31 protein-coding genes and 1 other annotated feature are annotated in these 25,626 nt (G+C 42.4%); all 31 genes read right to left on the bottom strand.

What is annotated here, in order from left to right; genetic code table 11:
* Positions 1-26: 26 nt before the first annotated feature.
* Complete coding sequence (gene ruvB / locus MKX62_RS16870) at positions 27-1,037, bottom strand: Holliday junction branch migration DNA helicase RuvB (RefSeq protein WP_187047471.1); 1,011 nt, start codon at positions 1,035-1,037, stop codon at positions 27-29.
* A gap of 193 nt (positions 1,038-1,230) precedes the next feature.
* On the bottom strand, positions 1,231-1,836 hold the full coding sequence (gene ruvA / locus MKX62_RS16865; RefSeq protein ID WP_187047470.1) for a Holliday junction branch migration protein RuvA: 606 nt from the start codon (positions 1,834-1,836) through the stop codon (positions 1,231-1,233).
* A gap of 287 nt (positions 1,837-2,123) precedes the next feature.
* Complete coding sequence (locus tag MKX62_RS16860) at positions 2,124-3,359, bottom strand: ATP-binding protein (protein WP_067208181.1); 1,236 nt, start codon at positions 3,357-3,359, stop codon at positions 2,124-2,126.
* Between the two features lie 186 nt (positions 3,360-3,545).
* Complete coding sequence (locus tag MKX62_RS16855; protein ID WP_340741924.1) at positions 3,546-4,274, bottom strand: YebC/PmpR family DNA-binding transcriptional regulator; 729 nt, start codon at positions 4,272-4,274, stop codon at positions 3,546-3,548.
* Positions 4,275-4,285: 11 nt separating this feature from the next.
* Positions 4,286-5,155: a phosphotransferase gene (locus MKX62_RS16850; protein WP_067208177.1), complete on the bottom strand. Its 870-nt coding sequence runs from the start codon at positions 5,153-5,155 to the stop codon at positions 4,286-4,288.
* Between the two features lie 7 nt (positions 5,156-5,162).
* Complete coding sequence (locus MKX62_RS16845; RefSeq protein WP_340741923.1) at positions 5,163-6,299, bottom strand: LysM peptidoglycan-binding domain-containing protein; 1,137 nt, start codon at positions 6,297-6,299, stop codon at positions 5,163-5,165.
* A 315-nt stretch (positions 6,300-6,614) separates the two neighbouring features.
* Positions 6,615-7,505 carry a prephenate dehydratase gene (gene pheA, locus MKX62_RS16840; RefSeq protein ID WP_338652750.1) on the bottom strand — a complete coding sequence of 297 codons (891 nt, stop codon included), beginning with the start codon at positions 7,503-7,505 and terminating at the stop codon, positions 6,615-6,617.
* Positions 7,506-7,520: 15 nt separating this feature from the next.
* Positions 7,521-7,976 carry an ACT domain-containing protein gene (locus MKX62_RS16835; RefSeq protein ID WP_067208168.1) on the bottom strand — a complete coding sequence of 152 codons (456 nt, stop codon included), beginning with the start codon at positions 7,974-7,976 and terminating at the stop codon, positions 7,521-7,523.
* A 53-nt stretch (positions 7,977-8,029) separates the two neighbouring features.
* Positions 8,030-9,322 (bottom strand): GTPase ObgE, encoded by a 1,293-nt coding sequence (gene obgE / locus MKX62_RS16830; protein ID WP_338652751.1) that lies wholly within the window; start codon positions 9,320-9,322, stop codon positions 8,030-8,032.
* Positions 9,323-9,333: 11 nt separating this feature from the next.
* On the bottom strand, positions 9,334-9,852 hold the full coding sequence (locus MKX62_RS16825) for a Spo0B domain-containing protein (RefSeq protein WP_338652752.1): 519 nt from the start codon (positions 9,850-9,852) through the stop codon (positions 9,334-9,336).
* A gap of 284 nt (positions 9,853-10,136) precedes the next feature.
* Positions 10,137-10,427 (bottom strand): 50S ribosomal protein L27, encoded by a 291-nt coding sequence (gene rpmA / locus MKX62_RS16820; RefSeq protein ID WP_067208159.1) that lies wholly within the window; start codon positions 10,425-10,427, stop codon positions 10,137-10,139.
* A gap of 15 nt (positions 10,428-10,442) precedes the next feature.
* Positions 10,443-10,769 (bottom strand): ribosomal-processing cysteine protease Prp, encoded by a 327-nt coding sequence (locus MKX62_RS16815; RefSeq protein WP_338652754.1) that lies wholly within the window; start codon positions 10,767-10,769, stop codon positions 10,443-10,445.
* A gap of 6 nt (positions 10,770-10,775) precedes the next feature.
* Positions 10,776-11,084 carry a 50S ribosomal protein L21 gene (gene rplU / locus MKX62_RS16810; protein ID WP_067208153.1) on the bottom strand — a complete coding sequence of 103 codons (309 nt, stop codon included), beginning with the start codon at positions 11,082-11,084 and terminating at the stop codon, positions 10,776-10,778.
* Between the two features lie 13 nt (positions 11,085-11,097).
* Positions 11,098-11,171 (bottom strand) — a sequence feature (ribosomal protein L21 leader region).
* 42 nt (positions 11,172-11,213) lie between these two features.
* A complete protein-coding gene (locus MKX62_RS16805; protein WP_340741922.1) occupies positions 11,214-11,825 on the bottom strand; it encodes a M50 family metallopeptidase in 612 nt (203 codons plus the stop codon).
* On the bottom strand, positions 11,822-12,373 hold the full coding sequence (locus tag MKX62_RS16800; protein ID WP_156475998.1) for a hypothetical protein: 552 nt from the start codon (positions 12,371-12,373) through the stop codon (positions 11,822-11,824). Before MKX62_RS16800 ends, MKX62_RS16805 begins: the two co-directional genes overlap by 4 nt.
* 219 nt (positions 12,374-12,592) lie before the next feature.
* On the bottom strand, positions 12,593-13,591 hold the full coding sequence (locus MKX62_RS16795; RefSeq protein WP_340741921.1) for a nuclease-related domain-containing protein: 999 nt from the start codon (positions 13,589-13,591) through the stop codon (positions 12,593-12,595).
* 200 nt (positions 13,592-13,791) lie between these two features.
* Entirely contained in the window at positions 13,792-14,589 is a 798-nt protein-coding gene (minD, locus tag MKX62_RS16790) for a septum site-determining protein MinD (RefSeq protein ID WP_067208143.1), read from the bottom strand.
* A 1-nt stretch (position 14,590) separates the two neighbouring features.
* Positions 14,591-15,262, bottom strand: coding sequence for a septum site-determining protein MinC (gene minC / locus MKX62_RS16785; protein ID WP_067208140.1), 672 nt, complete (start codon positions 15,260-15,262; stop codon positions 14,591-14,593).
* Between the two features lie 22 nt (positions 15,263-15,284).
* A complete protein-coding gene (gene mreD / locus MKX62_RS16780; protein WP_067208137.1) occupies positions 15,285-15,809 on the bottom strand; it encodes a rod shape-determining protein MreD in 525 nt (174 codons plus the stop codon).
* A complete protein-coding gene (mreC, locus tag MKX62_RS16775) occupies positions 15,806-16,696 on the bottom strand; it encodes a rod shape-determining protein MreC (protein ID WP_340741920.1) in 891 nt (296 codons plus the stop codon). The genes mreD and mreC overlap by 4 nt, the downstream gene beginning before the upstream one ends.
* Positions 16,697-16,715: 19 nt before the next feature.
* Entirely contained in the window at positions 16,716-17,732 is a 1,017-nt protein-coding gene (locus MKX62_RS16770; protein ID WP_067208132.1) for a rod shape-determining protein, read from the bottom strand.
* A 146-nt stretch (positions 17,733-17,878) separates the two neighbouring features.
* Positions 17,879-18,550: a RadC family protein gene (gene radC, locus MKX62_RS16765; protein WP_082786810.1), complete on the bottom strand. Its 672-nt coding sequence runs from the start codon at positions 18,548-18,550 to the stop codon at positions 17,879-17,881.
* A gap of 16 nt (positions 18,551-18,566) precedes the next feature.
* Complete coding sequence (locus MKX62_RS16760; RefSeq protein WP_340741919.1) at positions 18,567-19,181, bottom strand: Maf family protein; 615 nt, start codon at positions 19,179-19,181, stop codon at positions 18,567-18,569.
* Between the two features lie 95 nt (positions 19,182-19,276).
* On the bottom strand, positions 19,277-19,924 hold the full coding sequence (locus MKX62_RS16755) for a hypothetical protein (protein WP_067208126.1): 648 nt from the start codon (positions 19,922-19,924) through the stop codon (positions 19,277-19,279).
* Positions 19,925-20,073: 149 nt separating this feature from the next.
* Positions 20,074-20,829, bottom strand: a complete 756-nt coding sequence (locus MKX62_RS16750; protein ID WP_340741918.1) for a prepilin peptidase — start codon at positions 20,827-20,829, stop codon at positions 20,074-20,076.
* A gap of 12 nt (positions 20,830-20,841) precedes the next feature.
* Positions 20,842-22,434 carry a GGDEF domain-containing protein gene (locus MKX62_RS16745; RefSeq protein WP_340741917.1) on the bottom strand — a complete coding sequence of 531 codons (1,593 nt, stop codon included), beginning with the start codon at positions 22,432-22,434 and terminating at the stop codon, positions 20,842-20,844.
* A gap of 104 nt (positions 22,435-22,538) precedes the next feature.
* Complete coding sequence (locus MKX62_RS16740; protein ID WP_340741916.1) at positions 22,539-22,709, bottom strand: prepilin peptidase; 171 nt, start codon at positions 22,707-22,709, stop codon at positions 22,539-22,541.
* 40 nt (positions 22,710-22,749) lie between these two features.
* Positions 22,750-23,439 carry a hypothetical protein gene (locus MKX62_RS16735; RefSeq protein ID WP_340741915.1) on the bottom strand — a complete coding sequence of 230 codons (690 nt, stop codon included), beginning with the start codon at positions 23,437-23,439 and terminating at the stop codon, positions 22,750-22,752.
* Positions 23,436-24,026 carry a hypothetical protein gene (locus tag MKX62_RS16730; protein WP_340741914.1) on the bottom strand — a complete coding sequence of 197 codons (591 nt, stop codon included), beginning with the start codon at positions 24,024-24,026 and terminating at the stop codon, positions 23,436-23,438. Before MKX62_RS16730 ends, MKX62_RS16735 begins: the two co-directional genes overlap by 4 nt.
* Entirely contained in the window at positions 24,027-25,004 is a 978-nt protein-coding gene (pilM, locus tag MKX62_RS16725) for a type IV pilus biogenesis protein PilM (protein WP_340741913.1), read from the bottom strand. It abuts the gene before it with no gap.
* 130 nt (positions 25,005-25,134) lie between these two features.
* Positions 25,135-25,569, bottom strand: a complete 435-nt coding sequence (locus MKX62_RS16720) for a prepilin-type N-terminal cleavage/methylation domain-containing protein (RefSeq protein WP_340742594.1) — start codon at positions 25,567-25,569, stop codon at positions 25,135-25,137.
* Positions 25,570-25,626 lie beyond the last annotated feature (57 nt).

The following is a 25,626-nucleotide window of genomic DNA, read 5'->3' as shown; positions in this document are numbered from 1 at the left end:
CTATAAATTCTCCCTTTATAATTGAATTAGAAATCGTTGTGCTCGGGAATTGGATAGCCAAAATGTTCATATGCAAGACGAGTCGCAATCCGCCCACGCGGTGTCCGTTGGATAAAACCGATTTGAAGGAGATACGGTTCGTAGACATCTTCAATCGTTACCGATTCCTCGCCAATACTTGCAGATATCGTATCAATTCCAACAGGCCCGCCACGAAAGCGCTCAATCATTCCCGTAATCAACTTATGGTCAATATGATCAAGACCACGTGAATCGACTTGCAGCATTTCTAGTGCTTCATTTGCCATTTCCATTGTAATGCTCCCGTTGCCTCTTACTTGTGCATAGTCACGCACACGGCGCAACAGTCGGTTTGCAATACGCGGGGTGCCGCGAGAACGGCGTGCTATTTCTACTGCAGCCTGTTCATCAATTGCTACTTCAAAAAGGCCTGAGCTACGAATGACAATTTCCTTGAGCGGCGCAACTTCGTAATACTCGAGGCGCAGCGGAACACCGAAACGATCACGTAGCGGCGCCGATAATGCTCCTGCACGGGTTGTCGCACCAATCAGTGTGAATGGCGGCAAATCGAGTCGGATAGAACGCGCAGAGGGCCCTTTTCCGACAACGATATCCAAACAGAAATCTTCCATGGCAGGATACAGCACTTCTTCGATTGTACGGTTCAGCCTATGGATTTCATCGATGAATAATACATCCCCTGGTTCGAGAGATGAAACGACCGCTGCGAGATCGCCAGGGCGTTCAATTGCAGGGCCACTGGTCATGCGGATATTGACGTCCATCTCATTGGCAATGACCGTTGCAAGCGTCGTCTTACCGAGACCTGGTGGTCCATACAATAGGACATGATCCAAACTTTCGCTACGACCTTTTGCTGCTTCGATGAAAATACCGAGGTTTTCCTTCACTTTTTCCTGTCCTATATACTGACTAAGAAATTGCGGTCTAAGCGATTGTTCAAAACGTTCATCGAAATCCGATGCTTCTCCGGAAATAACACGTTCCTCCATTGTCCGCCCCCCCTTTCTGCCATTGCTATATATGTTGAGATAAAGAATTCCATTGAATTCGCTACGGCGCTAGGGGATGCCTCCCGCCCTAAGCCAGGCAGCTTCGCCGCTAGTCTTAGGGCTTCGGCTACCCCTTTTAAGGCGCCTTCGCTTAGTTTACATAAGCATTCATTTGTTCAACATATACATACAATTAGTTCTGTTTTAATAATAACCGAAGTGCCATTTTCATGTAGCCTTCTGTATCAAGTTCTTCTTTTTCTAATTTAGGTTTCACTTTTGTTAGCTCGCGCTGTGAGTAACCGAGTGCTTCTAGTGCAAGTATTGCTTCATCAAGTGCACCATTTTCCGCCATTGTCAGAAGTGTGATATCCTCATCTGGCATGTCCATCGCATTAAATAGATCATACAACTTCCCTTTCAAATCGAGGATCATCTGTCGTGCCGTTTTTTTCCCAACTCCCGGAAATTGAACAAGGAACGTTTCATCCTCCCGTTCGATTGCACCAATTACTTGTGAAGGGACGCCGCTAGCAAGTATTGCCAAGGCACCTTTTGGGCCAATACCGGATACCGTGATCAATTTTTTGAACAACTCCCGCTGTTCCAAGGATTTGAATCCAAGAAGCAACTGGATATCTTCACGTACATGCAAATAAGTAAATACTTGTTGGATTTCTTCTGTTTTATGAAAAGCATACGGATTGGGCGTCATGATGAGCCAGCCAATCCCACCCTGTTCGAGTGTGATATGTTCAGGCGTCACACGTGTGACCTGCCCTTTTATGTAGTCGTACACGCTACTCTCCCCCTATATATAGAACCGATTATACCATACGAACGCGCTTTCTACCTTTAACTTGAATCTTCAGAAGTTCCTGCTGATTAGTGGAACTCAGACTGAAAACACCGTATCCAGTGGCAAGCCCATTTCAAAAAGTGGACATAATAATAACCAGGCGCAGTTGATTGGTGGTTGGTATGCAAAAGAAAAGATGACCGCTTTATCGGCGGTCATCGGTCATTCACTCACATAAATCTAGATTACACTTATCATAGCAATTACCACACTATTTATCAATATAGTTATACAGGTATGTATAACAGAAAAGTTGTTCCCTTCCCTACCGTACTTTTCACTTTAATTTCCCCTTTAACATTCCTGATTGTGCTATAAACCATGAACATTCCAAGGCCTGTTCCTTCTGTTTTTGTAGAATAATATGGTTTTCCCATTTGTGAAATCCCTTCTCTTGTCATGCCGCTCCCACTGTCTTGAATCTTTATCAAGATTTTTTTCTTGTGTTCCGACACATCGACATAAAGCACACCACCGTGATCCTGCATTGATTCGATACCATTTTTAACCAGATTAATGAGACATTGCTGCATCTGATTTTCATCATATGTTGCTTTCAGCGTATTTGTTGAACGAACAAGGATTTCAACTCTATTCCTCTTCGCATACGGTTGCATAATATTCTCAACATACTTTATATCTTTTGCAAAATCAGAGAAAACCATATTTTCACATTGTGGTTTCGAAAACGTTAAAAAGTCACTGACAATAGTTTCTGCTCGTCCTAATTCTTTCAACGAAAATTCGATATATATTTTTTCATCGGCATTAATCGTTTTGGACTCATTTAACAGTTGGAGAAATCCGCGTGTTACAGTAAGTGGATTTCTGATTTCATGAGCAATACTTGCCGAAAAATGACTAACGTCTCTCATTCTTTCTGCTTGCACATATATTTCGCGCCTTTTGATGTTAGAGATAATTTTTTCAATTAAAGCCATTAGTATAAAGGTCGCCATTAGATAAGTGCTAAGCGTATAAAATACCAAGTACCAAAATTCGCTTGTCAGTTTCGGAAATTTAAAGCTCAATGTGAAAAAGTAATACGTCATAGTAAGAAAAGTGACGCAGATAGCAATAAAAATTCGCCATCGCGAGTTTTGTTGCTTAAATTTCGCACTTAATAACGGTACCAAAATAAGGACCGCCGTCGAGAGAGCAAGCGACTGAAAAATCCCATCTCCACCGATAAAGAACCGATATGCATTTAGAATTATATAAAGTGGAAAGGCCATTTTGTATCCGCCAAAAAGGGCGACAATAATAAACGGAACATATCTTAAATCAACGATATATCCTAACTCCAATTTAATTGGGAATGCCATACAAAAAACGAGCGTCACAGAGGACAGTAACATAAGCAAATATTTATTAAAATTAGTCAACCCATTTTCAATGAAAATTACAGCAATCAGAATCGGAAAGAGTAAAAACAAAAAGTTCAATAATAATGTTTCAATCAAAAGAAATCACCTTCCCACGACTCCTATTACGTAATTACTTTTTTTAGATGCACAGACACAATTAGATTGTACACTAGTTTACTGATTGATATGTATATTATTTTCACTGTTCATCTATCACAATAAATATCCATCCACCATTCTTAAACGGTGGATGGATATTAGAATGAATCCTATTTAAAGGGATTAATCTTGGTCTTCTGCATTATGGTAGATATCCTGAACGTCCTCATCATTTTCGAGTACTTCGAGCATCTTTTCAAATTGCTCTTCAGCATCTTCGCTAAGGACCGTGTACATAGAAGGAATCATCTCGATGTCCGCCGAAATGAAATCGATTCCTTCCGCTTCAAGGATCTCTTTCACTGTTAAAAAGTCCGTTGGTTGCGTAATAATTTCAAAGCCATCTACTGTCGACTCAATATCATCTGCACCGGCTTCAAGCGCCGCCATCATAACTGCATCTTCATCAGTACTGTCCGTCCGTTCGATGAAAAGACGTCCCTTTCGGTCAAACATATAGCCTACCGAACCACTTTCACCGAGATTACCGCCGTTTTTGCTGAAGGCGACACGCATATTCGGCGCAGTTCGATTACGGTTTTCTGTTAAGCAGTAAACAAGTACTGCCACTCCTCCAGGACCATATCCTTCATAGATTACTTCCTCATAGTTTTCATCCGCGCCAGCACCCGTCGCTTTATCGACTGCACGTTTAATCACGTCGTTTGGAACATTAACGCCTTTTGCTTTTTCAATAGCCAAACGAAGAGATGCGTTCGATTCTGCATCAGGTCCGCCTGCTTTTGCGGCTACAAAAATTTCTTTCGACATCTTTTGGAAAACCTTACCGCGTTTTGCATCTTGTGCGCCTTTACGGTTTTGGATATTTTTCCATTTAGAATGCCCTGCCATAACCTTACCCCCTATGTGTTAATCCGTTCTACATCATACCATAATTTTGGCCAATGTGAGAGTGCGGACTCCGTAAAGGGGACCAGTTGCTTCGCCTGTCTTTCTCTTCCAGACGGTGACAACGTGAAGAAATGAAGCCATTCTCGAAGTATTTCATTTGGAAATAGAAGCAGTGTCTTGGAAGCATAATTCAGTCTTCGAAGCGACGGCTGTTCATCAAACAGAAAATCAATGTCATATCCTATCTGTGGCAGCACTCGATGAATCCAGAGCGCAATTTCAGTACCGGCTGGCCCCGTACTCGCTAGATCGAAATCGATGAAACGGATGACGCCATCTCTATCACGCAATATATTATGATGGACGACATCACCGTGAAGCAATGTACCATTCAGATTGTCTTTATAAGTTTTCTTCACTGCGCTAATCGCGTTCAATGCATAAAATAAGATTTCATCGACAAGGCCTTTTCCAATATACGCCTCACACTCTCCACCAATTTCGCGGAAACGGCTGATCCGGTCTTCCCACTTCGCGATAAGGGGGTACGGATGCAGATAGGGTGAGGCGTGCCAGTCGAGTTGTGCTTTTGTTTCATGAAGTGCATGAAGAGCAGCAAGCGAATCCGTCCGATCTGCCCTTTTCTTGAAGTTGACCGCCTTCGCACCATCCAACCATGGCTGAACAAACGTCAGTTGATTCTCTTGGGACACTACATCTACAATATGCGGGAAAGAAACAGAATGAAGAGCTTCGTGTACACGTTGTACTTTCATCGCGGTGGAGTTGGACTGATATCGCTTCACCGAAAAGCGCTTGCCATCACTCTCTAACTTCCACACATTATCTTTTATTTTTTCTAATTTCCCATCCAGCGCCATATGCCGGTCAATACGCTCCGAACCAGTTGGAACCTTGATTAGGAGGCATTCCAGAATAAGGAGTTGCCTGTTGCATGCATGAAGGGCAATTGCATGGATGACCATAAAAGATCGGGACCATCATTTGCTGACGATGTTGTTGGTGCTGACCCTCGCAGCCACACCCTTGATGATAACCTGGTTGCGGCATTGCAGGATAACCGAATTGTCCGGGATTCCATTGACCTTGTACAGCTGGTGATATAGCCTGCGGTACGTAGCCCGGCCCAGGTGGACACGGAGCAGATGGTTTCAGGTCAATTTCAGGTGATTCTTCATACATATACTCTGGTGAATACTCAGCGGCTGGTTGCATAACCATTTCAGCCGTCTCTTCAAACATAAAATCAGGCGATTCGAGCAACTGCCACCCTTCTACCATAGGTATTTCTAAAGGAGATGTTGCAGGGCCTTGGCCAGAGAAAATCGGTGATTCTTGTTCATACATCGGAAATTGAGTCGATGGTAAAGGAGCGTGGTGCATCGGTTGTTCTTGCCTTGGCATCGCCTGGATTTGCCCCGAATGCATGAACGGGAAACAATCTGCGTCAAAAATCGGCATCCACCCACACGGAATACCTATCATCGGATGAGCAAATGTTTGTGGCGGATGCATTGGCATCGGCATTGGTGTTGGTGTTGGTGTTGGCGTTGGTAACGGTATGGGAGCTGGCACTGTTGGTTGTACTGCTGGTGGTGGTGGTGGTGTTGGTTTGGATGGTGGTACTGGTGTTGGCGGTCTTGGCGTTGGTGCTGGTGGTCTCGGTGTTGGCGGTTTCGGTGTTGGTGGTCTCGGTGCTGGTGCTGGCGGTATTGGGACTGGTATCGGCTTTGGTGTCGGTGGTTTTGATGTTGGTGGTTTTGGCACCGGTATTGGCGGCGACGGTTTTGTACCCTTTGGAGGATGCGGCGTCACCGGCCCTTTCCCTTTTTCAGGATGTTCAGCATTATGCTGTCTTTTTGGCAAGAAAATTTTCATTCCAGGAACAATATAATCTGGATTAGCAAGATGCGCATTCACCCGCTTTAAATCTTCAAACGGGATACCGTATTGGCGCGCAATCTTCCATAGCGTATCCCCTTTTACAACAATATGGACTTCCACTTAAAAATTTCCCCCTTCCGTCAATCCATCGTATGAACGGACGCCCGTCTGTGTGACGCTCATCTTTAACGAGATATCCTCTCTTGCCATGTATATGCGGAAGTGGGTTATTTATTCTAAAGAAAAGCCGGGGTTGGACACTGTATATGTTTAAATAAAGAATCCCATTGAATCCGCTTCGGCGCTTGGGGATGCCTCCCACCCTAAGCCAAGCGGCTGCGCCGCCAGTCTTAGGGCTTCGGCTACCCCTGTAAGGCGCCTTCGCTCTGTTTATATTAAGTAGTGATTTATTGCCCAATAAAAAAACCACCACGGTCATATTGAATGACGTGACGGTAGTTGGTCGTATATGAAATATGAACCGAATGAGCGAGCAGTACAATTCAGTGCACTGAGTTCTTCCATCGCACCTTTCATCATCGGGTGATCTTCGGATTCCATTACATCGATAATGAAGAAGTAATTGCCAAGTCCTGTTTTTAGCGGCCTTGATTCAATTTTACTTAAATTGAGTCTGCGCCATGCAAAAACGGATAAAACCTGGTGCAGCACACCTGAACGGTCATCTTCTGGTAATTTTACCATTAATGTCGTTTTTAGTTTTGCAGAATGGCCATTTGTTTCCAAACTTTCTTTTCGCAGGGATAATACGACGAATCGCGTATGGTTAAAATGAAAATCGTGAATATTCTCCTCTGCGATATGTAGACCATATTTTTCAGCCGCCAACTTATTTCCGATTGCCGCAACCTTCACTTCCGGGTTTTCGGAAATATATTTGGCAGCTGCCGCCGTAGAGGTCGTCTGGATAAGCGGGACACGACGGTAATGGTACTGCAAATATTTATGGCATTGCGCAAGGGCATGGGGATGGGAATTGATGGATTCGATTTCAGTGATAAAAGGAACTTGCTTTTTATTGACCATAAGATGCTGTTCGATCGGTATCGATATTTCAGCATTGATGAACAAATCTGCTCCATGGAACAAGTAATCGATGGTCATCGGAACGGATCCTTCCAACGCATTTTCAAGCGGGACAATCGCATAGGCGACACGCCCTTCCGCCACAGCCTCTATACAATCCGGTATCGTAGGTTGAGGTATCAATCCCGAATTTCCAAAAAGAGTGCTTGCCGCAACGTGCGTGAATGATGCTTCCGGCCCTAAATAAGCGACAGTCGGCGTATATCTTTCATTTCCCATACTAGTATCCTCCCATCAGAGTGCACCTGAACTGATTAAGACAACTGAATCGACAAAGTCAGGTGCTTTCAACCGTTGCAGGAACTCTTCCATTTTTATGATCATTTCTGTTACATCGAGTGACAAAGTAATATTAGCCCGCGCTTGAACAGGAATGGTCTGATGAATTGTTAACACATTACATTTTGACTCAGAGACAATCTGCAACAATGTCGCAAGCGATCCTTTACGGTCTTCCAGCTGAATGAAAATCGTTAGGATACGCTCACGTGCAATTGATTCGAACGGATAAACAGTGTCACGGTATTTATAAAATGCACTACGGGATAATCCTACCCTCTTCGTGGCATCTTGTATCGTCGATTCCTCTCCGCTTGCCAAAAGCCTTTTCGCTTCTAACATTTTCAGCATCGATTCTGTCAGTACGTCTTCCCTTACAAGATAAAACTGACCTTCCCCCAACTGCTTCATAGGATATCCCCCTTCGTGCGTAGCTTTTGTCATTTTTTAGTCATTCAGTCTGATTAATCTACGAAGTCAAATTCGAAGTCAAGAAGTCGCACAGTATCTCCGTCTTTCGCGCCACGTTTACGGAGTTCATCATCTACACCCATAGCACGCAATTGTCTCGCGAATTTACGTACGGATTGGTCAAAGTTGAAGTCGGTCATTTTGAACAGACGCTCAATTGTATAGCCCGACAATACGAATGCGCCATCATCATCACGCGCCACTTTAAACAACTCTGCTTCTCCATCATATTTGTACAGAACTGAGTTCTCTTTGTCTTCGTCCTCAATTTCATGCATCGGGAATTCCGGTGTCGTTTCAAGTAGATTTGCAACCGCATGTAGCAATCCGTCAAGTCCAGTTCTTGTGAGTGCAGAAATTGGGAAGATGAGTGCGTTGCTATCATTCAGTTTTTCCTTGAAGATTTCAAGGTTTTCTTCCGCTTCAGGCATGTCCATTTTATTGGCAACAATGATTTGCGGACGTTCTGTTAGACGTAAGTTGTATTGTTCTAACTCCTCATTGATCGTCAGGAAGTCCTCGAATGGCTCACGTCCTTCAAGACCGGACATATCGACTACATGGATGATGACGCGTGTCCGTTCGATATGGCGTAAGAATTGATGGCCTAGACCGATACCTTGGTGCGCTCCTTCAATCAATCCTGGAAGGTCAGCAAGCACGAAGCCACGGTGATCATCCGTTTCAACCATTCCTAAATTTGGAACAAGTGTCGTAAAATGATAATCTGCAATTTTCGGTTTTGCAGCGGAAACGACAGATAATAACGTCGATTTCCCTACGCTTGGGAAGCCGACTAGTCCTGCATCCGCTAGCACTTTCAATTCTAGGTTAATTTCTTTATTAGCGCCCGGCTCACCTTTTTCAGATAGTTCAGGTGCAGGGTTTGACGGTGTCGCGAATCGGCTATTCCCGCGTCCTCCACGGCCACCTTTAGCAATGATTGCTGTCTGACCGTGTTCAACGAGGTCAGCGATGATTGAACCATCTTCTGCATCTGTCACAATCGTACCAGGTGGAACTTTGACAACTACATCAGTTGCGTTCTTCCCGTGCATATTTTTACTGCCACCATGCTCACCGCGTGGCGCCTTGAAATGACGCTGGTAACGGAAATCCATCAGTGTACGCAATCCTTCATCCACGATGAAAACAACGTTAGCACCTTGTCCTCCATCACCACCGGCTGGACCACCATATGCGATATACTTTTCTCGACGGAAAGCAACCATTCCATCACCACCGTCGCCGCCTTTTACATAAATCTTTACGTGATCGACAAACATTTATTTTCCTCCTATTGTCCACTAATTGTGAACATCCATTGATTTTGCGAAAGTGTCTCTTTAACAGTAATGTTTCCGAGTGTCACCGGTTCTAACAGATCTTTTTTCAAGTGAGCATGAACGGTGATTGTAATTGACCAACTTGCCGCTGATGCCTGCACATCGATTTGTGTTTCATATTCGGAATTCGGGTCTAGTGTTTTTTCGACTTCGCTGAACATTCGTTCTAAGTATGTTGCAACTGCCACATCATCGGCTTTCCGGATGCCGGATGCTATTGTACACGTCATCGTTTTTGTAAACGCACCATATAGCCAGTCGAACGTAGTGAGCCATATCTCAACGGCTGGAAGTCCGAGCCTTTCTAATAATGCCACTTCACGCATACGATTGGTTGCTTCCAAAATCTTTTGTTTTGCTTCCGGTAGTTTATCAAGATCGATGTAGAGCAAGACTAATTGAAGTTCATTTAAAAAATCATGTCTTGCAAATTTCAGCGCTTCCGCCGTGGTAAGTTTACTGTTCCCCATTCCCATTCACCGCCAACAATTTTCATGTATATAGTATAGCATCTGTTGCCTAGAAATGCGCAAGACGCCGTTTAGACGCTAAAAGCGCTGGAAGGCTTGAACATAAAGGCACTCTTTGCTTTTTCATCAAGTAAGAGGGATGCAGTTCTAATCCCTTTCCACTGAAGCAATGCGAGCGTCTGGCGCCTAGACAACAATCTAAGTAGAAAAAGCACATTTTCTTCTCTCGGAAAAAAAGAAAAAGGACTGCATATTCGTATGCAGTCCTTTCTGTCGTACGTATATTAAGCTTCCTGAACTTCAGGGTATACGCTAACTTTCTTTTTGTCACGACCAAAACGTTCGAAACGAACGACGCCGTCAACTTTTGCGAAAAGAGTATCGTCACCACCGAGACCGACGTTTTCACCTGGATGAATTTTCGTTCCGCGCTGACGATAAAGGATTGAGCCGCCAGTAACAAACTGTCCGTCCGCGCGTTTTGCGCCAAGACGTTTCGAGTGAGAGTCACGACCGTTCCGAGTAGAACCTACCCCTTTTTTCGATGCGAAAAACTGGAGATCTAAACGTAGCATGTATGCCACCTCCTACTATTTAAGAATAATTTTTATATGTTGCCCATAGTCATTTTCAATCGTCTGCAATGAAACAATCATCGCCTTTACAATCAACTGTGTATCGTGATCGTTTTCTTCAGTTTCAGGAAAACTGACTTTCAAATAGCCACCGTCAGATCCTTGTTGAATCTCAGGGGTTTTGCCTGTAAGTGCAATAATTGCATTGACAGCACCAAATGATACTGCAGATGCAGCTGCACAGACAAGGTCTTTTCCGTATTCTGCGGAATTAGCGTGGCCTGTCATCTCAAAAGAGTTGATACGACCGGATGATTGTTTCTTGATGATGATCTTGATCATGCCGGCTTACAGGTTAATACCGTCAATGACGATTTTAGTGTATGGCTGACGATGACCTTGTTTTTTGTGATAGTTCTTTTTCGGCTTGTATTTGAAAACAGTGATTTTTTTAGCACGGCCCTGTTTAACAACAGTTCCTGTAACTGTAGCGCCTTCCACGAATGGAACGCCTACTTTCACGTCTTCTCCACCTACGAATAGAACTCTGTTGAAAGTGACAACTTCGTCAGCTTCACCAGCTACTTTTTCAATGTAGATTTCCTGGCCTTTTTCAACTTTGATCTGTTTTCCACCAGTTTCAATAATTGCGTACATACTTGCACCTCCTCTATAATTACAGACTCGCCTTCCAAGGTGATCCGTACGGATACTTGTACCTTATCAGCGCGGTTGTAGCACGGGTGCTACAAACAATAACATTTGAATATTACCACGTATATTTAATTACGTCAACCTATTTAATTTTATTTCTGCAAATGCTTTTTCATATTTTCGGAACCTAAAAGCGGAAATGTTTTGAAGCAAGAGGAACGTTGCCAGGAGAATGTAGGGCAATGTCTTAGGTATATCAATTGATAATAGGATAATACTAGCGCAAAGAAGTAGAATTGAATGCAGCAAAACGAGCGAACGTGTGCGATAAACGGAACCTTCTGTTTCGAGCAGGGCACATATTGCCTGTCCACCATCAAGCGGTAGAATGGGAAGCAAGTTAAGCATTAGCAATGCAACTTGAATCCGGATAACTTGGTCGTCACCCGGAAATGGAATCCAAATCGCCATTAATAAAAGGAGCAACGTTGCTAAAGGACCGCTGAGCGCGACGAGGAGACGATCTCTCCTTGGTGCCATATGTTTATTCCAAATAACGATTTCGCCGCCGTAGGGCATGATTGTACAGGATCGTATGCGCATTCCAGTAAGGTAGGCAGCTAGGAGATGCCCAGCTTCATGAATCAGAAGCGAAATAAATATAATGGCGTAGATCGAAATGCTGCCGGTCATGATTAAAAATAGAAAAAAAGGCAAAAGAACAGGATGAAGCTTAAATTTCATTGTTCCCCGCCCGAAAGATATGTCGGCAAAAGCGACGCATCCATTTTCACACCATCACGCTTTACCTTCAGATAAATCGCCCCCTCATCCATTAGCGCCAGCGTGTCCCCTTTTTTCACAGCTGTATACGGCAGTTTGACAACTTTTCCAACGTAACCATACGTCACTTCATCTCCACTATCATATAACACCGTAACAGTTTTCCCCGATTCGCGGGTGAAACCTGTAAAAATGACAAGCCCGTTCTCTTGCGCATCAATCGTTAACGGTTGTGTATAGGATACAATCACACCCTCTTTATATGGCTGCATTGATTCATACGCGGAAAAAGGGTCTTCCTGATGGGGATCTGCCATGACCGCGATTTGGTCAGCAGCCGGATCTTTAATTATTGTTGCCACCCATTTTTTCATCGCTATAAAGTCCTTGCCAGACGTGACATACTGCGTAACAGGTTCCCGTATTACGCCCGCATCCTCCAACTTCGCCACACCAATCACCCCGAGCGTCAACACAATTGCCATCATCCACTTCGTTCTCCATTTCAACCGGTCACACCACCCGTTTTTTTTAGTATATGACGTAGGTGGGGGGAATATTATGGGCGGTTGAACGGAATTTGAAGATTTAAATCAATCTTCTTTAGCAGTAATGTCAACTTTCTGTTTGTAATGTCAACTCGCGGATTGTAATGTCAACTTTTCAAATCTAATACCAACTTCGCAATTCTAATCCCAACTTCAAGGACTTGATTGATAACTTTCTGTTTACTGCTTCATCTCCTTATTAACAAAGCCTTCTAAGTAGGTTAATTTTTCACTGATATGAAATAATCGATATCTCACCTTCCCCGCTTTCGGGACTGCCGATTTATTCAAAACCCTAATCGTAAAGTTCATAGATTCATTTTGAAAAAACTCTTTAGCATGCCGACTAGTTATTTCAGGTCCGAATAATAATCGATATTCCTGCAATGACCCCAAATGAGCATTCCGGCACTCTGCTCCGCATCTTGTACACGACCAACGGGAATGTTTACGCTCCATTGGGATTTGGTGGCATTCCGGACAGCGAACACCTCTTATCACATCTTTTTCAGAAACAGCGTAATAAGTTGTTAATCCACTCATCGCTTCTGACCTATCTTCATCCAACAATGAAAGCGCTAACTTTTTGCAGATATCATCAGTAAAAACACTACTTGTTTGTCTTTCCAGCGCTTCGATAAATTCTGTAAGTGAATCCAAAGGAATCGTTTTCCACCTCTCAGGCGCATTCATAACGATTCCCGCACGACTGACTAGTACGATAATCCCTTCAGCAACACCGTCATATCCTTTGCTACAGAGAAATGTATTAATTGCTTTTATTGCGCGATTTACTTGAGCTTCGGGATTTCGCATGCCTTCTTTTTTCCCGTTATCATTAACTCTAAAAAATTGTCGGTTTTTCGGATCAAAATAAAATTCACCCCGCATATTTTTTATTTCCATCAGCAAAATGAAATTCGGGTGAAAAAGTATGGTATCTATTTGGACTTTTTTTGTTCCAATTTTGATGTCCAAATCATGTATTATATAATGTGGCCTTTGTAATTCAAGCTCTTCCAGGAATTTATCAACTTTTAATTCACCAGCAAAGCCTGCACGACTCATTTTATAATCAGATTTAACTTTTTGCATTGACGCTGCAGAATCTGGCAAGCGTGAAACTAATGATGCAAGCGCAGCTAGTTTTCTTGGTATTCCCCTCGGTTTGATAATCAATGAATATCCTCCTCCTTTTGATGATTCGATGTTTGCTACTTATAATGTCAACTCTTGAATTCTAATCACAACTTTGAGAATGTAATATCAACTTTAAAAACGTAATACCAACCTCTGCGTTTTAATCCCAACTCTCTACTCACCACCTAAAATTCACAAAAAACCCCCAACACAAAAAATATGTGCAAGGGGTTTTAGGGTTATTTCACAAATATCGATTTAAGTTTACCGAAGAATCCAGGTTTTCCCGTGGTAAGAGACATAAGCGGAACTGATTCGCCGAGGATACGGCGCGCAATGTTACGATAGCCAATTGCTGCAGGATTCGCTGGATCCATGACGACGGGCTCCCCTTTGTTTGAGGAGGTGATGACGTTCTCATCGTCTAGGATGATGCCGAGCAAGTCGATAGACAAGTGTGTCGTAATATCGTTGACATCAAGTGCATCTCCGCTATTCATGAGATGCCGTCTGATGCGGTTGATGATCAGTTTCGGGGGTTCTATGTCTTCCTGTTCAAGCAAACCAATGATTCGATCGGCGTCACGAACGGCCGAAATTTCAGGAGTCGTAACGACAATGGCACGGTCAGCACCAGCAATGGCATTTTTGAAACCTTGTTCGATTCCAGCCGGACAGTCAATCAATATATAATCATAATCCCGTTTCAGTTCAGTAACCAAGTTTTTCATCTGTTCAGGATTGATTGCGTTTTTATCAGTAGTCTGAGCAGCCGGCAATAAAAAGAGACCGTCCTCGAAACGTTTATCCTTCACGAGTGCCTGTTGAACTTTGCAGCGTCCTTCAATAACATCCACTAAATCATAGATGATACGGTTTTCAAGGCCGAGAATGACGTCAAGATTGCGGAGGCCGATATCAGTGTCAATCAGACACACTTTTTTACCTTGGAGAGCCAGTGCAGTTCCAAGATTTGCGGATGTCGTCGTCTTGCCGACACCACCTTTACCAGATGTTATTACGATTGCTTCTCCCAAACTAGCTTCCTCCTTTGAATGATGACAGACCAGGCCGAAGAATCCGGAGTTCCTGCAGACGGTCGATGGCAATGAAGCCGTTCGGATGCAAATAAGCACATTCCATTTCCGGTTGTTCCGACAAAATCGTTAACTCATCCGTCATCGTTTCCATTTTGTCCGCGATTATAAGATGTGTTGCTTCAAGCCAAGAAGCCGCGATCACAGCCTTCGTATTGCCGCTCGATCCTGCATGAGCGATCCCCTTCAGTCTACCAAGTACATAAATGCTGCCCGCAGCGACGACGCGGCCATTGGGATTCACGTCACCAATGACAACGAGATCCCCTTCTGCCTGCACAACTTGACCCGATCGCACGATGCCGATGTAGGTTTCAGATTGATTTTCAAGTACTTTTCTATTGCATTCTTCCATCGTGATAACATCACTTTGGATTTTTGATACACGTAAATTTGGAGAATCATGAATCGCGTTCATTATCTCTCGCAATTCTTCTTCATTGCAGTAGCGACTACCCGTATGAACCTGCACTTCCGCAAGTCCTTCCAAGCCGTCTTCCTCCACTTTTCTGCGGAGCTCGGCAATCATGTCCGAATAAGCGCATTTGTCGTCAAGCCGAAGAACAAGACCGTCTTTTGTCCCTTTTATTGTTACATATTGCTGTTTCGTCATTTGCGTCACCCCGCATTTTCTTTTACAAAGTTTCGCCCTGTCGCTCTACTACTCTTTTATAAATAAGTGTTTTGAAAAACCAACCGAACATACCAACGAATATTGAGTTGGCAATTATCGTTGGAATAAGTCTCCCTGTAATGAATTCATCCAATCCAATAGATGTCAATGAAACGAGACTAGCAAAAAAGTATGATAGTACTTCGAGCACGATAATCAGAAGTAAGGCCAAGAACATCACCGTAACAATATGGCGGTGGATTTGGCGAATAATTAGTGTTGCAATAAAGCAGATCAAAGGATAGAGAAATGCATATAATCCAATAATATCAATATGGTACATATCATACAAGAGTCCAAGCACAATTCCGTAAATGATTGCATGTTTTCTACTGTAATAGACAGCTATAAAAATAAGGTACACGATAACAAACCGCGGAACAAGCGTATAGCTATCACTACCAATGTTCACCGGTGAAAACAGACTGAATACAGGCTCTAGGAAAAACAGCAATACGGCAATAAGAGGGATGACGGATCGGATCATGATCCATCCTCCCCCTCAGTATTTATTGTATTGTTACCGTCCGTACCATCCTCAAAGATTATTGAGCGCTTGGCTATTATGACATGATCCAACAACGAAAAGTCTGCAGCCGGACGAATATACGCCAACTTCGTCAGTCCATAATCATCTGTCGATACTTCTGTTACTTCTCCAATTAAAAGCCCTTTTGGAAAAATACCACCCAGACCTGATGTTTGGACTTTCTGACCGACTTTGACTTCGAAACTAGAGTCAATACGTTTCATAATAAGCTCACTGCGTTTAATGTCGTACCCCTCGATAAGTCCGTAAGTCTTTTCACCTGCAACAACTGCGGCAACACGGAAATTACGATTCTCAGTCGACAATAGCTCAACTGTGGAAGTAAACTTTGTAACAAGTACAACTTTTCCAACTAGGCCATCTGCTGTAATGACTGCCATATTTTTTTTAATACCGTGTTCTTTGCCTCTGTCGACGATGATTTTCTCTTCCCACTGATCAGGGTTTCGTGAAATGACCGTTGCCTGAACCGGTTCATACACACGCAATTCATCTTTTTTGCCCACAATTTCGAGCAAACGTTCATTTTCAGCTTTCACATCCGCCAGCTCGGCTTGTCCAGAGGCGTATTCGCTTAATCTTACTTTTAAATGTTTGTTTTCTTCATATGTATTCAAAATCCCATCAATATTCCCAATAACGTTTGTTATGTAAAGCGCCGGCTTCGAGAATAGTGACTGCCCGAAGCCGACGACATCTTTCACAACTTGTTCTGGAAGGGAGGCATTCTGCCGGTCTTTGAGGGAGAATGAAATTAATGCCACAAGGATAATGACGCCCACGAGCAGTAATATCAAACGTTTATTTGAAAAAAATCGCGGCATTGCCCATGTCCTCCCTTACTTATCTACCTTGCATTTTTTTGATCAATTCAAAATTATCAAGTGCTTTACCTGTACCGATTGCAACACAATCAAGTGGATCTTCAGCTATGAAAACAGGCATTTGTGTTTCATCAGAAATGACTTTATCAAGATTCTGGAGCAATGCACCACCACCTGTTAGCACAATTCCGCGTTCCATAACATCCGAAGATAATTCCGGAGGAGTTGTTTCAAGCGTCTTCTTCACACCATCAATGATTTGTGCAATTGACTCACGCAATGCTTCTGCGATTTCATCAGAAGAAATTTCGATTGTTTTCGGCAGACCAGTCAAAAGATCACGTCCACGAATTTCCATCTTCTGTGTATCGCCGATTACTTTTGCAGAACCAATTTCAATTTTAATAGCTTCTGCAGTCCGTTCACCAATAGTCAAATTATACATTTTGCGGATATAACTAATAATCGCGCCATCCATTGTGTCGCCACCAACACGGATTGACTCGCTTGTTACGATGCCGCCAAGTGAAATGACCGCAACTTCTGTTGTACCGCCACCTATATCGACGACCATACTACCAGTAGGTTCCCAAACAGGTAGATTTGCACCGATTGCAGCCGCAAACGGTTCTTCAATTGTGAACGCTTCTTTTGCACCAGCTTGACGTGAAGCATCGATAACCGCACGCTGTTCAACGGAAGTAATTCCGTAAGGCACACAAATTAGGACGTTTGGCTTCTTCCATGCTCCGCCCGACGTTTTCGTTGCCTCTTTCATGTAATGCTCAATCATTGCTGTCGTAATTTCAAAATCAGCAATGACGCCGTCTTTCATCGGGCGTGTTGCCACGATAGATCCAGGTGTACGACCAATCATATTTCTCGCAGCGCTACCGACTGCTACAATTTCACCAGTATGTGTATTTTTCGCTACTACTGAAGGCTCTCTGAGGACAATGCCTTTTCCTTTAATGAAAACTAATGTATTTGCTGTGCCGAGGTCAATCCCGACATCTCTAGATCCAAATCCAAACAATTGTGTTCTTCCTTTCTGCTAAACCGTTAATTACGGCATTCATGAAATCATACACCATAGTATAACGGATAGAAGAGCAAATTCACAGCGTCACATGTACCCTTATTCATTTTTCGTGCCATTCGAAGCATTATTTCAGAATAAATTTACATATAACCCTTCTCTTTCAGGCTTAAAAACTGGTGATCTCCAATGATAACGTGGTCGAGAACTTCGATGCCCATAATCGAACCCGCTTCAATTAATCTTTTCGTTACTTCGATATCTTCTGGAGATGGTGAGGGGTTTCCACTCGGATGATTATGCGCAACTACAATTGACGCGGCAGACCGCTTTACTGCTTCGCGAAAAATTTCACGCGGATGAACTATGCTGGAGTTGAGGCTACCGATAAAAATAGTCTGTTTATGAAGGACTTCATTTTTAACATTCAAAAAGAGCACTACGAAATGCTCTTGATTGAGTGAGGCCATATCCGTCATTAAATAGGCAGCTGCATCTTCCGGGGATCTTATCGTGTATCGTCCCTCTGAATGCTTACGATACATCCGCTTGCCAATCTCTGCGGCAGCAAGAATTTGGACAGCCTTCGCCTTACCGACTCCTTTTACCAGCATCAGTTCTTCAATCGTAGCGTCTTTCAAGTCTTGGATTTTATCGAATGAGGATAAGATTCGGTTAGCAAGAACAAGAACAGATTCCTGTTTTGTACCTGTGCGTAACAATATCGCGATCAGCTCTTGATTGGACAAACTTTCCGCACCTTGTCTAATGAGTCGTTCACGTGGCCTGTCCGCAATATGTACATCGCGAATCATCATTTTGGGCTGAAGATCAATTGTCAATGAATGATACACCACCATTCAATTCCATAAAGCCCAGCTTCCGCATATACTCAGTTAACTTCGCAATTGGCAATCCCATAACATTGTAGTAATCACCATCAATTTTATCGACCAATAATGCGCCAGCCGTCTGAATACCGTATCCGCCAGCCTTGTCCATTGGATCTCCGGATTCCACATATGCGTTAATCAACATATCATCAAGTTCACGAAAAGTAACTTTTGTCTGGACGGAAAATGTACATATCTTATCATCCATAAATACTCCAACGCCTGTTATAACTGAATGCGTTTCCCCTGAAAGCTCTTCTAAAAATGCTCGCGCTTGTTCTTTACTTTCAGGTTTCGAATATAATTTGCCTTCATGCACAACAATCGTATCCGCTCCGATTACAATACAATTGGGCTTATCATTCGCTACTGCCTGCGTTTTCATCGCGGCAAGTTGCCGTGCATAGCCTTCAAAATCGTCATTTTCTACAGCTAAATCCTCAGCCACATTGCTTGGCACGACTGTAAACGGGAAGCCAAGCAAACTTAGAATTTCTTTCCTGCGCGGAGATGCTGAAGCTAGAATAACTGGTTTAACAACTGTAAATTTCATTAGTAATTCCCCCTTTAGCCAATCATACTGGATAAAAGGATTTGTGAAAATTGTCTCAAAATCCTCACAACTCAAATCCGACCCCTTTTCAAGCCTCAAAATGTGATTTTAACGCAGTTTTCTGTATGTGAATACTGGGAAAGAAGAAGCAATCTAACGACACGTAAATCCTTCGTAAATGTTGTAATGGTGGTAATATTCTTGTAAAAACCTTTTGTCTTATCATCATCTTTCCCCTCCTTTGTAGTTTCGTCCAAATTATTAATTTTGGCTATTTCTGTTTGCATGAGGACCTCACGCAATTTCCCTGCACCGATTGCCCCGCAGGATGAGGTATCTGCCCTGAATGTTTTCCGATAAGTACCTTCAGACTCACTAGAATCAATCTCATTTTCCGTCAATCCAACAGCGGTCCAAACTAAGTATTTATCGGCCGCCTTTATAACGGCCGCTTTCGATAGAGTTGGATCTTCTGCAATAAATAGAGTTGCAGATTCCGAGGACGAGAATGCCCCATGCTGTTTTGCAAATAATTGTAACGGCTCTTCATCAGGCTTTGCTGAATTTTCAACAGGTGCTGGACCCGATGCGGCTAATTCTTTACCGCTGGTCTTTACATCGTCTTTCCCTTTGGTCCCAGCAAGTAGTAGACCAATCACTGCAACAGCTGCGACACCTATGAGGACACCGTGAAGCATCGCCATGAAAACTGTCCCTTTCGAGTAACGTTTTCCGAATTTCATTGCTGACCACCCCGTTTTAAGTTTATCTAGCGCCTAGTTGCTTGGGGCATAAGTCTGCCCTAACCAAGGTACTTTTATAGTTAACCGTATCAGAGTGGACATGAAAAAGAACAAGACGTATGTCGCCTTGTTCCAATAAATTTATCGACTTAATAGAATAGATTGCCATACCAACCGACAAAATCAGCTCCCCAGAAATAAGAGATGACAGCAGCCACTGCAATCGAGGGACCGAATGGGATTGGTGTTTTTCGTCCTTGCCCTGTCCGTTTTAACACGATAAGCCCAACAATAGACCCGATGAACGCCGCTAAAAACAGTGTCACAAGTGTATTTGTCGTACCCAGCACAAGACCGATAACGAAAAACAACTTGATGTCCCCGCCACCCATGCCACCTTTCGACACAACAGCGATGAGGAAGAGTACTCCAAAGCCCACTATAGCCCCAAGGAAGCTATCCCACCAAGGTTCAAGGGGAATGATTAACCGCAGTCCGATAAGCACTATAGCGAACGGCAGCAATACCTTATTAGGGATAAGCATATACGCGATGTCCGACACAGTGATGATGACAAGAAGCGACACGAATAAAATTGCGATGATTAATTCGCCACTGAATCCGAGCATTGCGTAACTTAACACAAATAAAATCCCCGTCACCAGCTCCATGATTGGATAAATCGGGCTAATTCTCGTACCACATCCCCTACATTTCCCTTTTAAAAATAGATAAGAAAAGACTGGAATAAGATCTAGAACGCCTAATTTCCGATTACAGACGGTGCAATGTGAAGGAGGCGAAACGATCGACTCCTTTTTCGGTACACGTAATCCGACAACATTGAAAAATGATCCTAATACAATACCGTATAGGAAAAAGAAAACACCAATAACAATTCCCATGCAATTCTCCTTCTACTGTTTATCTACTGGGTCTATTTGGAGCGCCCTTCGCGTCCTTCTAGACTTTTCCTTATCTTCATACATTCTGACATCGGCCAATTGAAATAGTTCGTCGAATTGGCTTGCCTCAATTGAATAAAAAGCAACCCCGATACTTGGCTCAATTTCCAACACCAAGGCATTTCCAACAAACGGATTGGTTGCGAATTCCTCCCGTAAAACATCCACCCACTCATCCACCGCTTGATCCGTTGAGTATTCCTCCAGGAAAATGACGAACTCATCACCGCCAAAACGTGCGACAATGTCACTTTCCCGTGTTATTTTCATCAAAATGGATGCTGTATGCTTCAGCACTTGATCACCGACAGCATGTCCATATGTATCATTGATCACTTTGAATCGATTTAAGTCAATAAGTACAACCGCCGTCCCATTCGTTGACTGAACGGGCAAGGATTTTAATCTTTCCTTTACTTCAGTAACGAAATACGCTCGGTTGGAAATATTAGTGAGTGCATCATGATAGGCTAAGCGCTGTACTAGCTGCTTACTTTCCAATTCATCGGTCACATTACGCCAAATCAAATAATAAAAGACATCCTCATCCATTCTCACTATCGATGCATCCAGCGAAAAATAGAGGGTTTCATCCTTGGCTGGGTTCATAATTTTAATGAGGTAATCTCTAATCGTCACTTCTTTTTCCAACTGCTCACTGAGTCGAAGAAGTTGCTGTTTATTCTCTGTCACTCTAAAATAATCGATTAAAATGAAACCTTCTTTAATTTGAGACCCAAGCTCAATAGCCGCATTGTCATTGAACTCCAATACTTCCCACTGATCATTCGTAATGATGATGGATACCGGACTTAAGTTGAACAATTCTTTATATCTTCTCGAGACGGAAGGTAGTAACTGAAAACGCAAAACGGAAATAGATAGGAAAACAGAAAACACAATACCAGATAGTAGATAAGGATGCGGGGGTAAGAACCTACCATAATTCGGATAACCCAAAATGACTGTCAAAATGAGCATACTTATCATTCCAACCAGTAAAAACTGAATGGATTTACGTTTTCTCAACGAAGTCGCGCGGTTCATCCCATTCCATAAAGTGACTATCATAAGAACAATTATTACAGTTGAAAGGATCAGTTTCATATAATAGGTTTTATTAAAAATCGGTGAGTACCAAATGCCCGTTTGAATAAATTCAATATCATCCACGACATTGACGTTCATCAACGTTAAAATGACGACGATTGCGATAGGAACGTAAATAAGATATGGATAGAAGGGAATGCGATAATGCTTGTAAGTTTTCGTCATATGTATAAGAAAGTGGAATAAAATGGTGGTCGTCAATAATCTGATTTGGTAAAAAAGTATACCAATCATCCAAACACTAGAAGACAGTGGTAATAAATGCCGAATAAATTCTTCAAGATACAGCAGACAATACGTAAAACTAAATGCCACCATTAACTTATGTTCCAAACGCCGAGGGCTTTGCGCCAACACCATACAGCCTATTCCAAAAATTATTAAGGCAGGAACCATATATACTAATAGATAGATTACGAGTTGTTGAGTAGGCAATTGTTCCACCTCTTTCTGCTTATAGAAACTAAAAGGAGAAATCGTTTTGATTTCCCCCAGACGTGAAACTTTGTAGCGCCACGCCACGCACCAACTGCTTAAAATTAAACCCTATTCAGAATAGAAAAGACCGGAACGAGGTCAAGAAACCGTAGTTTTTGGTCACATGTCGTGTAATAGGAATGCGGTGACACGATGGACTCTTTGTTAGCCAACAATGTTGAAGAACGAGCAGAAGACGATTCCGTAGATGAAGAATAAAGTTGTGTATACATGAATCAATAGGCACACGCTCCAAGTAATGTGTTCTTACGGTTATTTCAGATAAAAAGTTGTCAGTTGAATAGTTGATGACATTGTTTCCGTGTTCTCAGATCCCGTTTCCTCTCCAGCCAAACTAAACTTTACAGAATCGATTTTTATTATTCGATCATTCTTTTCAATTTCATCTATAAATCGAAGAAAATGTTCATAATCTTTATGGACTACTATTGTTTCAAGTGTTAACAACATCAGATTCTCAGGTAAAGAAACCTGTGCAATTTCTGAAACAGGCGTCTGATCAGTAGCTACGTTGCCCTCGACTGCTTCAACTGGATCGTCCACTGAACTTTCATCAGTCTCACCTGCTGTTTCGGTTTCAGGTGCTGCAGCGTTTAAACTAGAGTCCTGTATATTCCCGTCGTAATCATTAAATACAATCGACTGGATTTTAGATTCGCTAATGAATTCCGCTTCCTGCAACAGTTGAATGATATTCGGCAGTTCACGGTTCTTGGGTAGTTTGTTCATGAGCTCCAATTCACCAGCCCCATCATCTTCCCACTCAATCGCTTCTGAACGAGCTTGTAACGCTTTCACTTCCTGTTTTGCAGTTGTAAGCGACACTTCCGCGGATTTTGTTTCCTCTTTAACAGGTTTAATGAAATAGAAATAAAATGCAAACAACAAGGCAATTAAAAGTATCGTCAATAAGGCAAAGGGTAAATTGCGATTCGATGTCATCGTGTTTCCCCCTTGTCTTGTAAATTGGAACTGTTAATATCGAGCGTGAAACGCGTTGAGTAGCGCGGCATTTCATCAAAATCATCTGAAACGCCTTCAGTTGATTCATTTCCCGGACTGAACGAAGTGATTTCATCTACTTTAACATCGGTAAATAGTGGACTAGTCAAAAGATCTGAAACAAATAGCGCGATCATCGTCTTGTCTTCAAAATCGACTTGAAACGAAACCGACTGTTCCTCAAACTCATAATCTCGTAAATACGTATGTAACTGCAAAAACGAATCGACTTCAAGAATAATTGGCGAGACCGGATACGAAACACTTTCCGTGAAATGCACAGCTGATTGCCTTGAATCCGATTCGCTAGTTGACATACTTTCAACTTCACTTTGCAAGGTCGCTACATCCGCCTGGATTTGTTTAAGTTCTGCATTCACCAGCGTCCGTTCTGCCTTACTAGCGAAAAATAGATAGAAAAAAAACAGTGCAATAACTATAAAAATACCAGTTAAAACAATTATGTACATTTTCCCACTAAGTGCCTTTTTCTCTTTTTTAGGTAGTAAGTTAATTTCAGCGACCACTTATATTCCTCCTCTTAATGCAAGACCGACAAGCGACGCGTGTCTTCCATTCAAATTCGGATACAATCCTTGAATAAACGTATCATCGATAACGATGATTTCCTGCTCTTGGACTTGTTCGATTTGTTCTTTGATGAAATCTAGTTTAGGATTGTCCCCCATGAGAATAATCTTCTCAATATTGCGCTCACCTTTATGGAGTGAGAAGCGGTAAAAGTTAATAATCCGACCAACTTCCATTACTTGGTCAATCAACTGATTACGATAATCGATTGGATCACCTGAGAATGTAAATAGGAATCGATCCTCTTCAATTTCACTCGTCTTCCACTGTGAAGAAACACTTTCAATTTCTTGGAAACGTAAAAATTCTAATTCATTATTGGTGAATATCCCTATCGAAAGACCATTAATCGTCCAATCTGCAACTACATACGAATGATTGGATGAGAAAAGATCTACCTTATTCAGAAATCGTCCATTTGCAAGCATCCGGATATCAGCAATTTCCGGCACAAGAGATAAGTCATCATATAAATCAGTGAGCCGCCTTACATCTTCGTCAGGTGCAGCGAAAAGAATCGCTTTACCATCAGCTGGATCTAGGTCGTGCACATCAAAGAGCGGATTTTCAAACGGCAGATGAATCGAGTTACCAATTTCCATCTCAACAAACCCTTTGAGATTAGTATTTTGCAACTCCTCAGGCAAATCGATAGGACGCATAAGAACAGATTGATCAGGTACGAAAAATCGAACAGCTTTTTTACGCATATTCCATCCACTTAATTTCTCTTTTAGTAAATCAAATAACTCCATTTCATTGGCAAGTTGACCATGCGAAACGAGTCCTTCATCCAATGCAACTTCATGAACGAAATAACTATTTTCTTCAGTAGACTCTCTATATAGAAGTCTGAACACATAGTCATTCAATTCGACACAAACAAATTGTTTTTTCCCTAGTTTCCTAAACATTTAGATCCCCCTTGAACTTCAGTATACCTATCCAGCGAACGATAGACACGTTTGCTCGAGAAGAAAACTGAAATACTGCAGCAGCAGTTCGGGCTGCTACAGTGGTGTTAGTTTTCATTTTTAGTTAGTATTATTTACTCTTACCTTCCAAAGCTTTATTTAAATCAGGTTCTGTTGCAGGAGAAGTAACTTTATACTTTTCATTTTTGATTTCACTCAATTTAGGATAGGTAACAGTCCAAACTTTAGTAGTAGCGTTGTAACTTGCAGCGTAATCTCCGGCATCCGCTTTAACGTTTTCAACGTGTCCTTCTAATTCTTTTTTTAAACATGTCACATCCCCTGAAGTTGCCACTTCACAAGCACCATCAACGTTAGCTATCTTCGCTCCAGCTAAAATATTACTCGCATCCGCCAACACTGCTTTATCACGTGAATTATTAATAATTCCGCCAATAGCCGGCACAGCAATCGCCGCGATGATTGCAATAATTACAATAACTGCTAATAGCTCAATCAATGTCATCCCTTTTTCATTCTTCATATGCTTCGTGTATTTCTTCATTTTATTTCCCCCTGTAGTTTCATTGGTATAAACTTCTTCCATCTTTCTTTCTCACCT

The sequence above is a fragment of the Sporosarcina sp. FSL K6-5500 genome (assembly GCF_038005665.1).
Classification (GTDB): Bacteria; Bacillota; Bacilli; order Bacillales_A; family Planococcaceae; genus Sporosarcina; species Sporosarcina psychrophila.
This window is presented reverse-complemented; position numbering and strand designations above follow the sequence as displayed.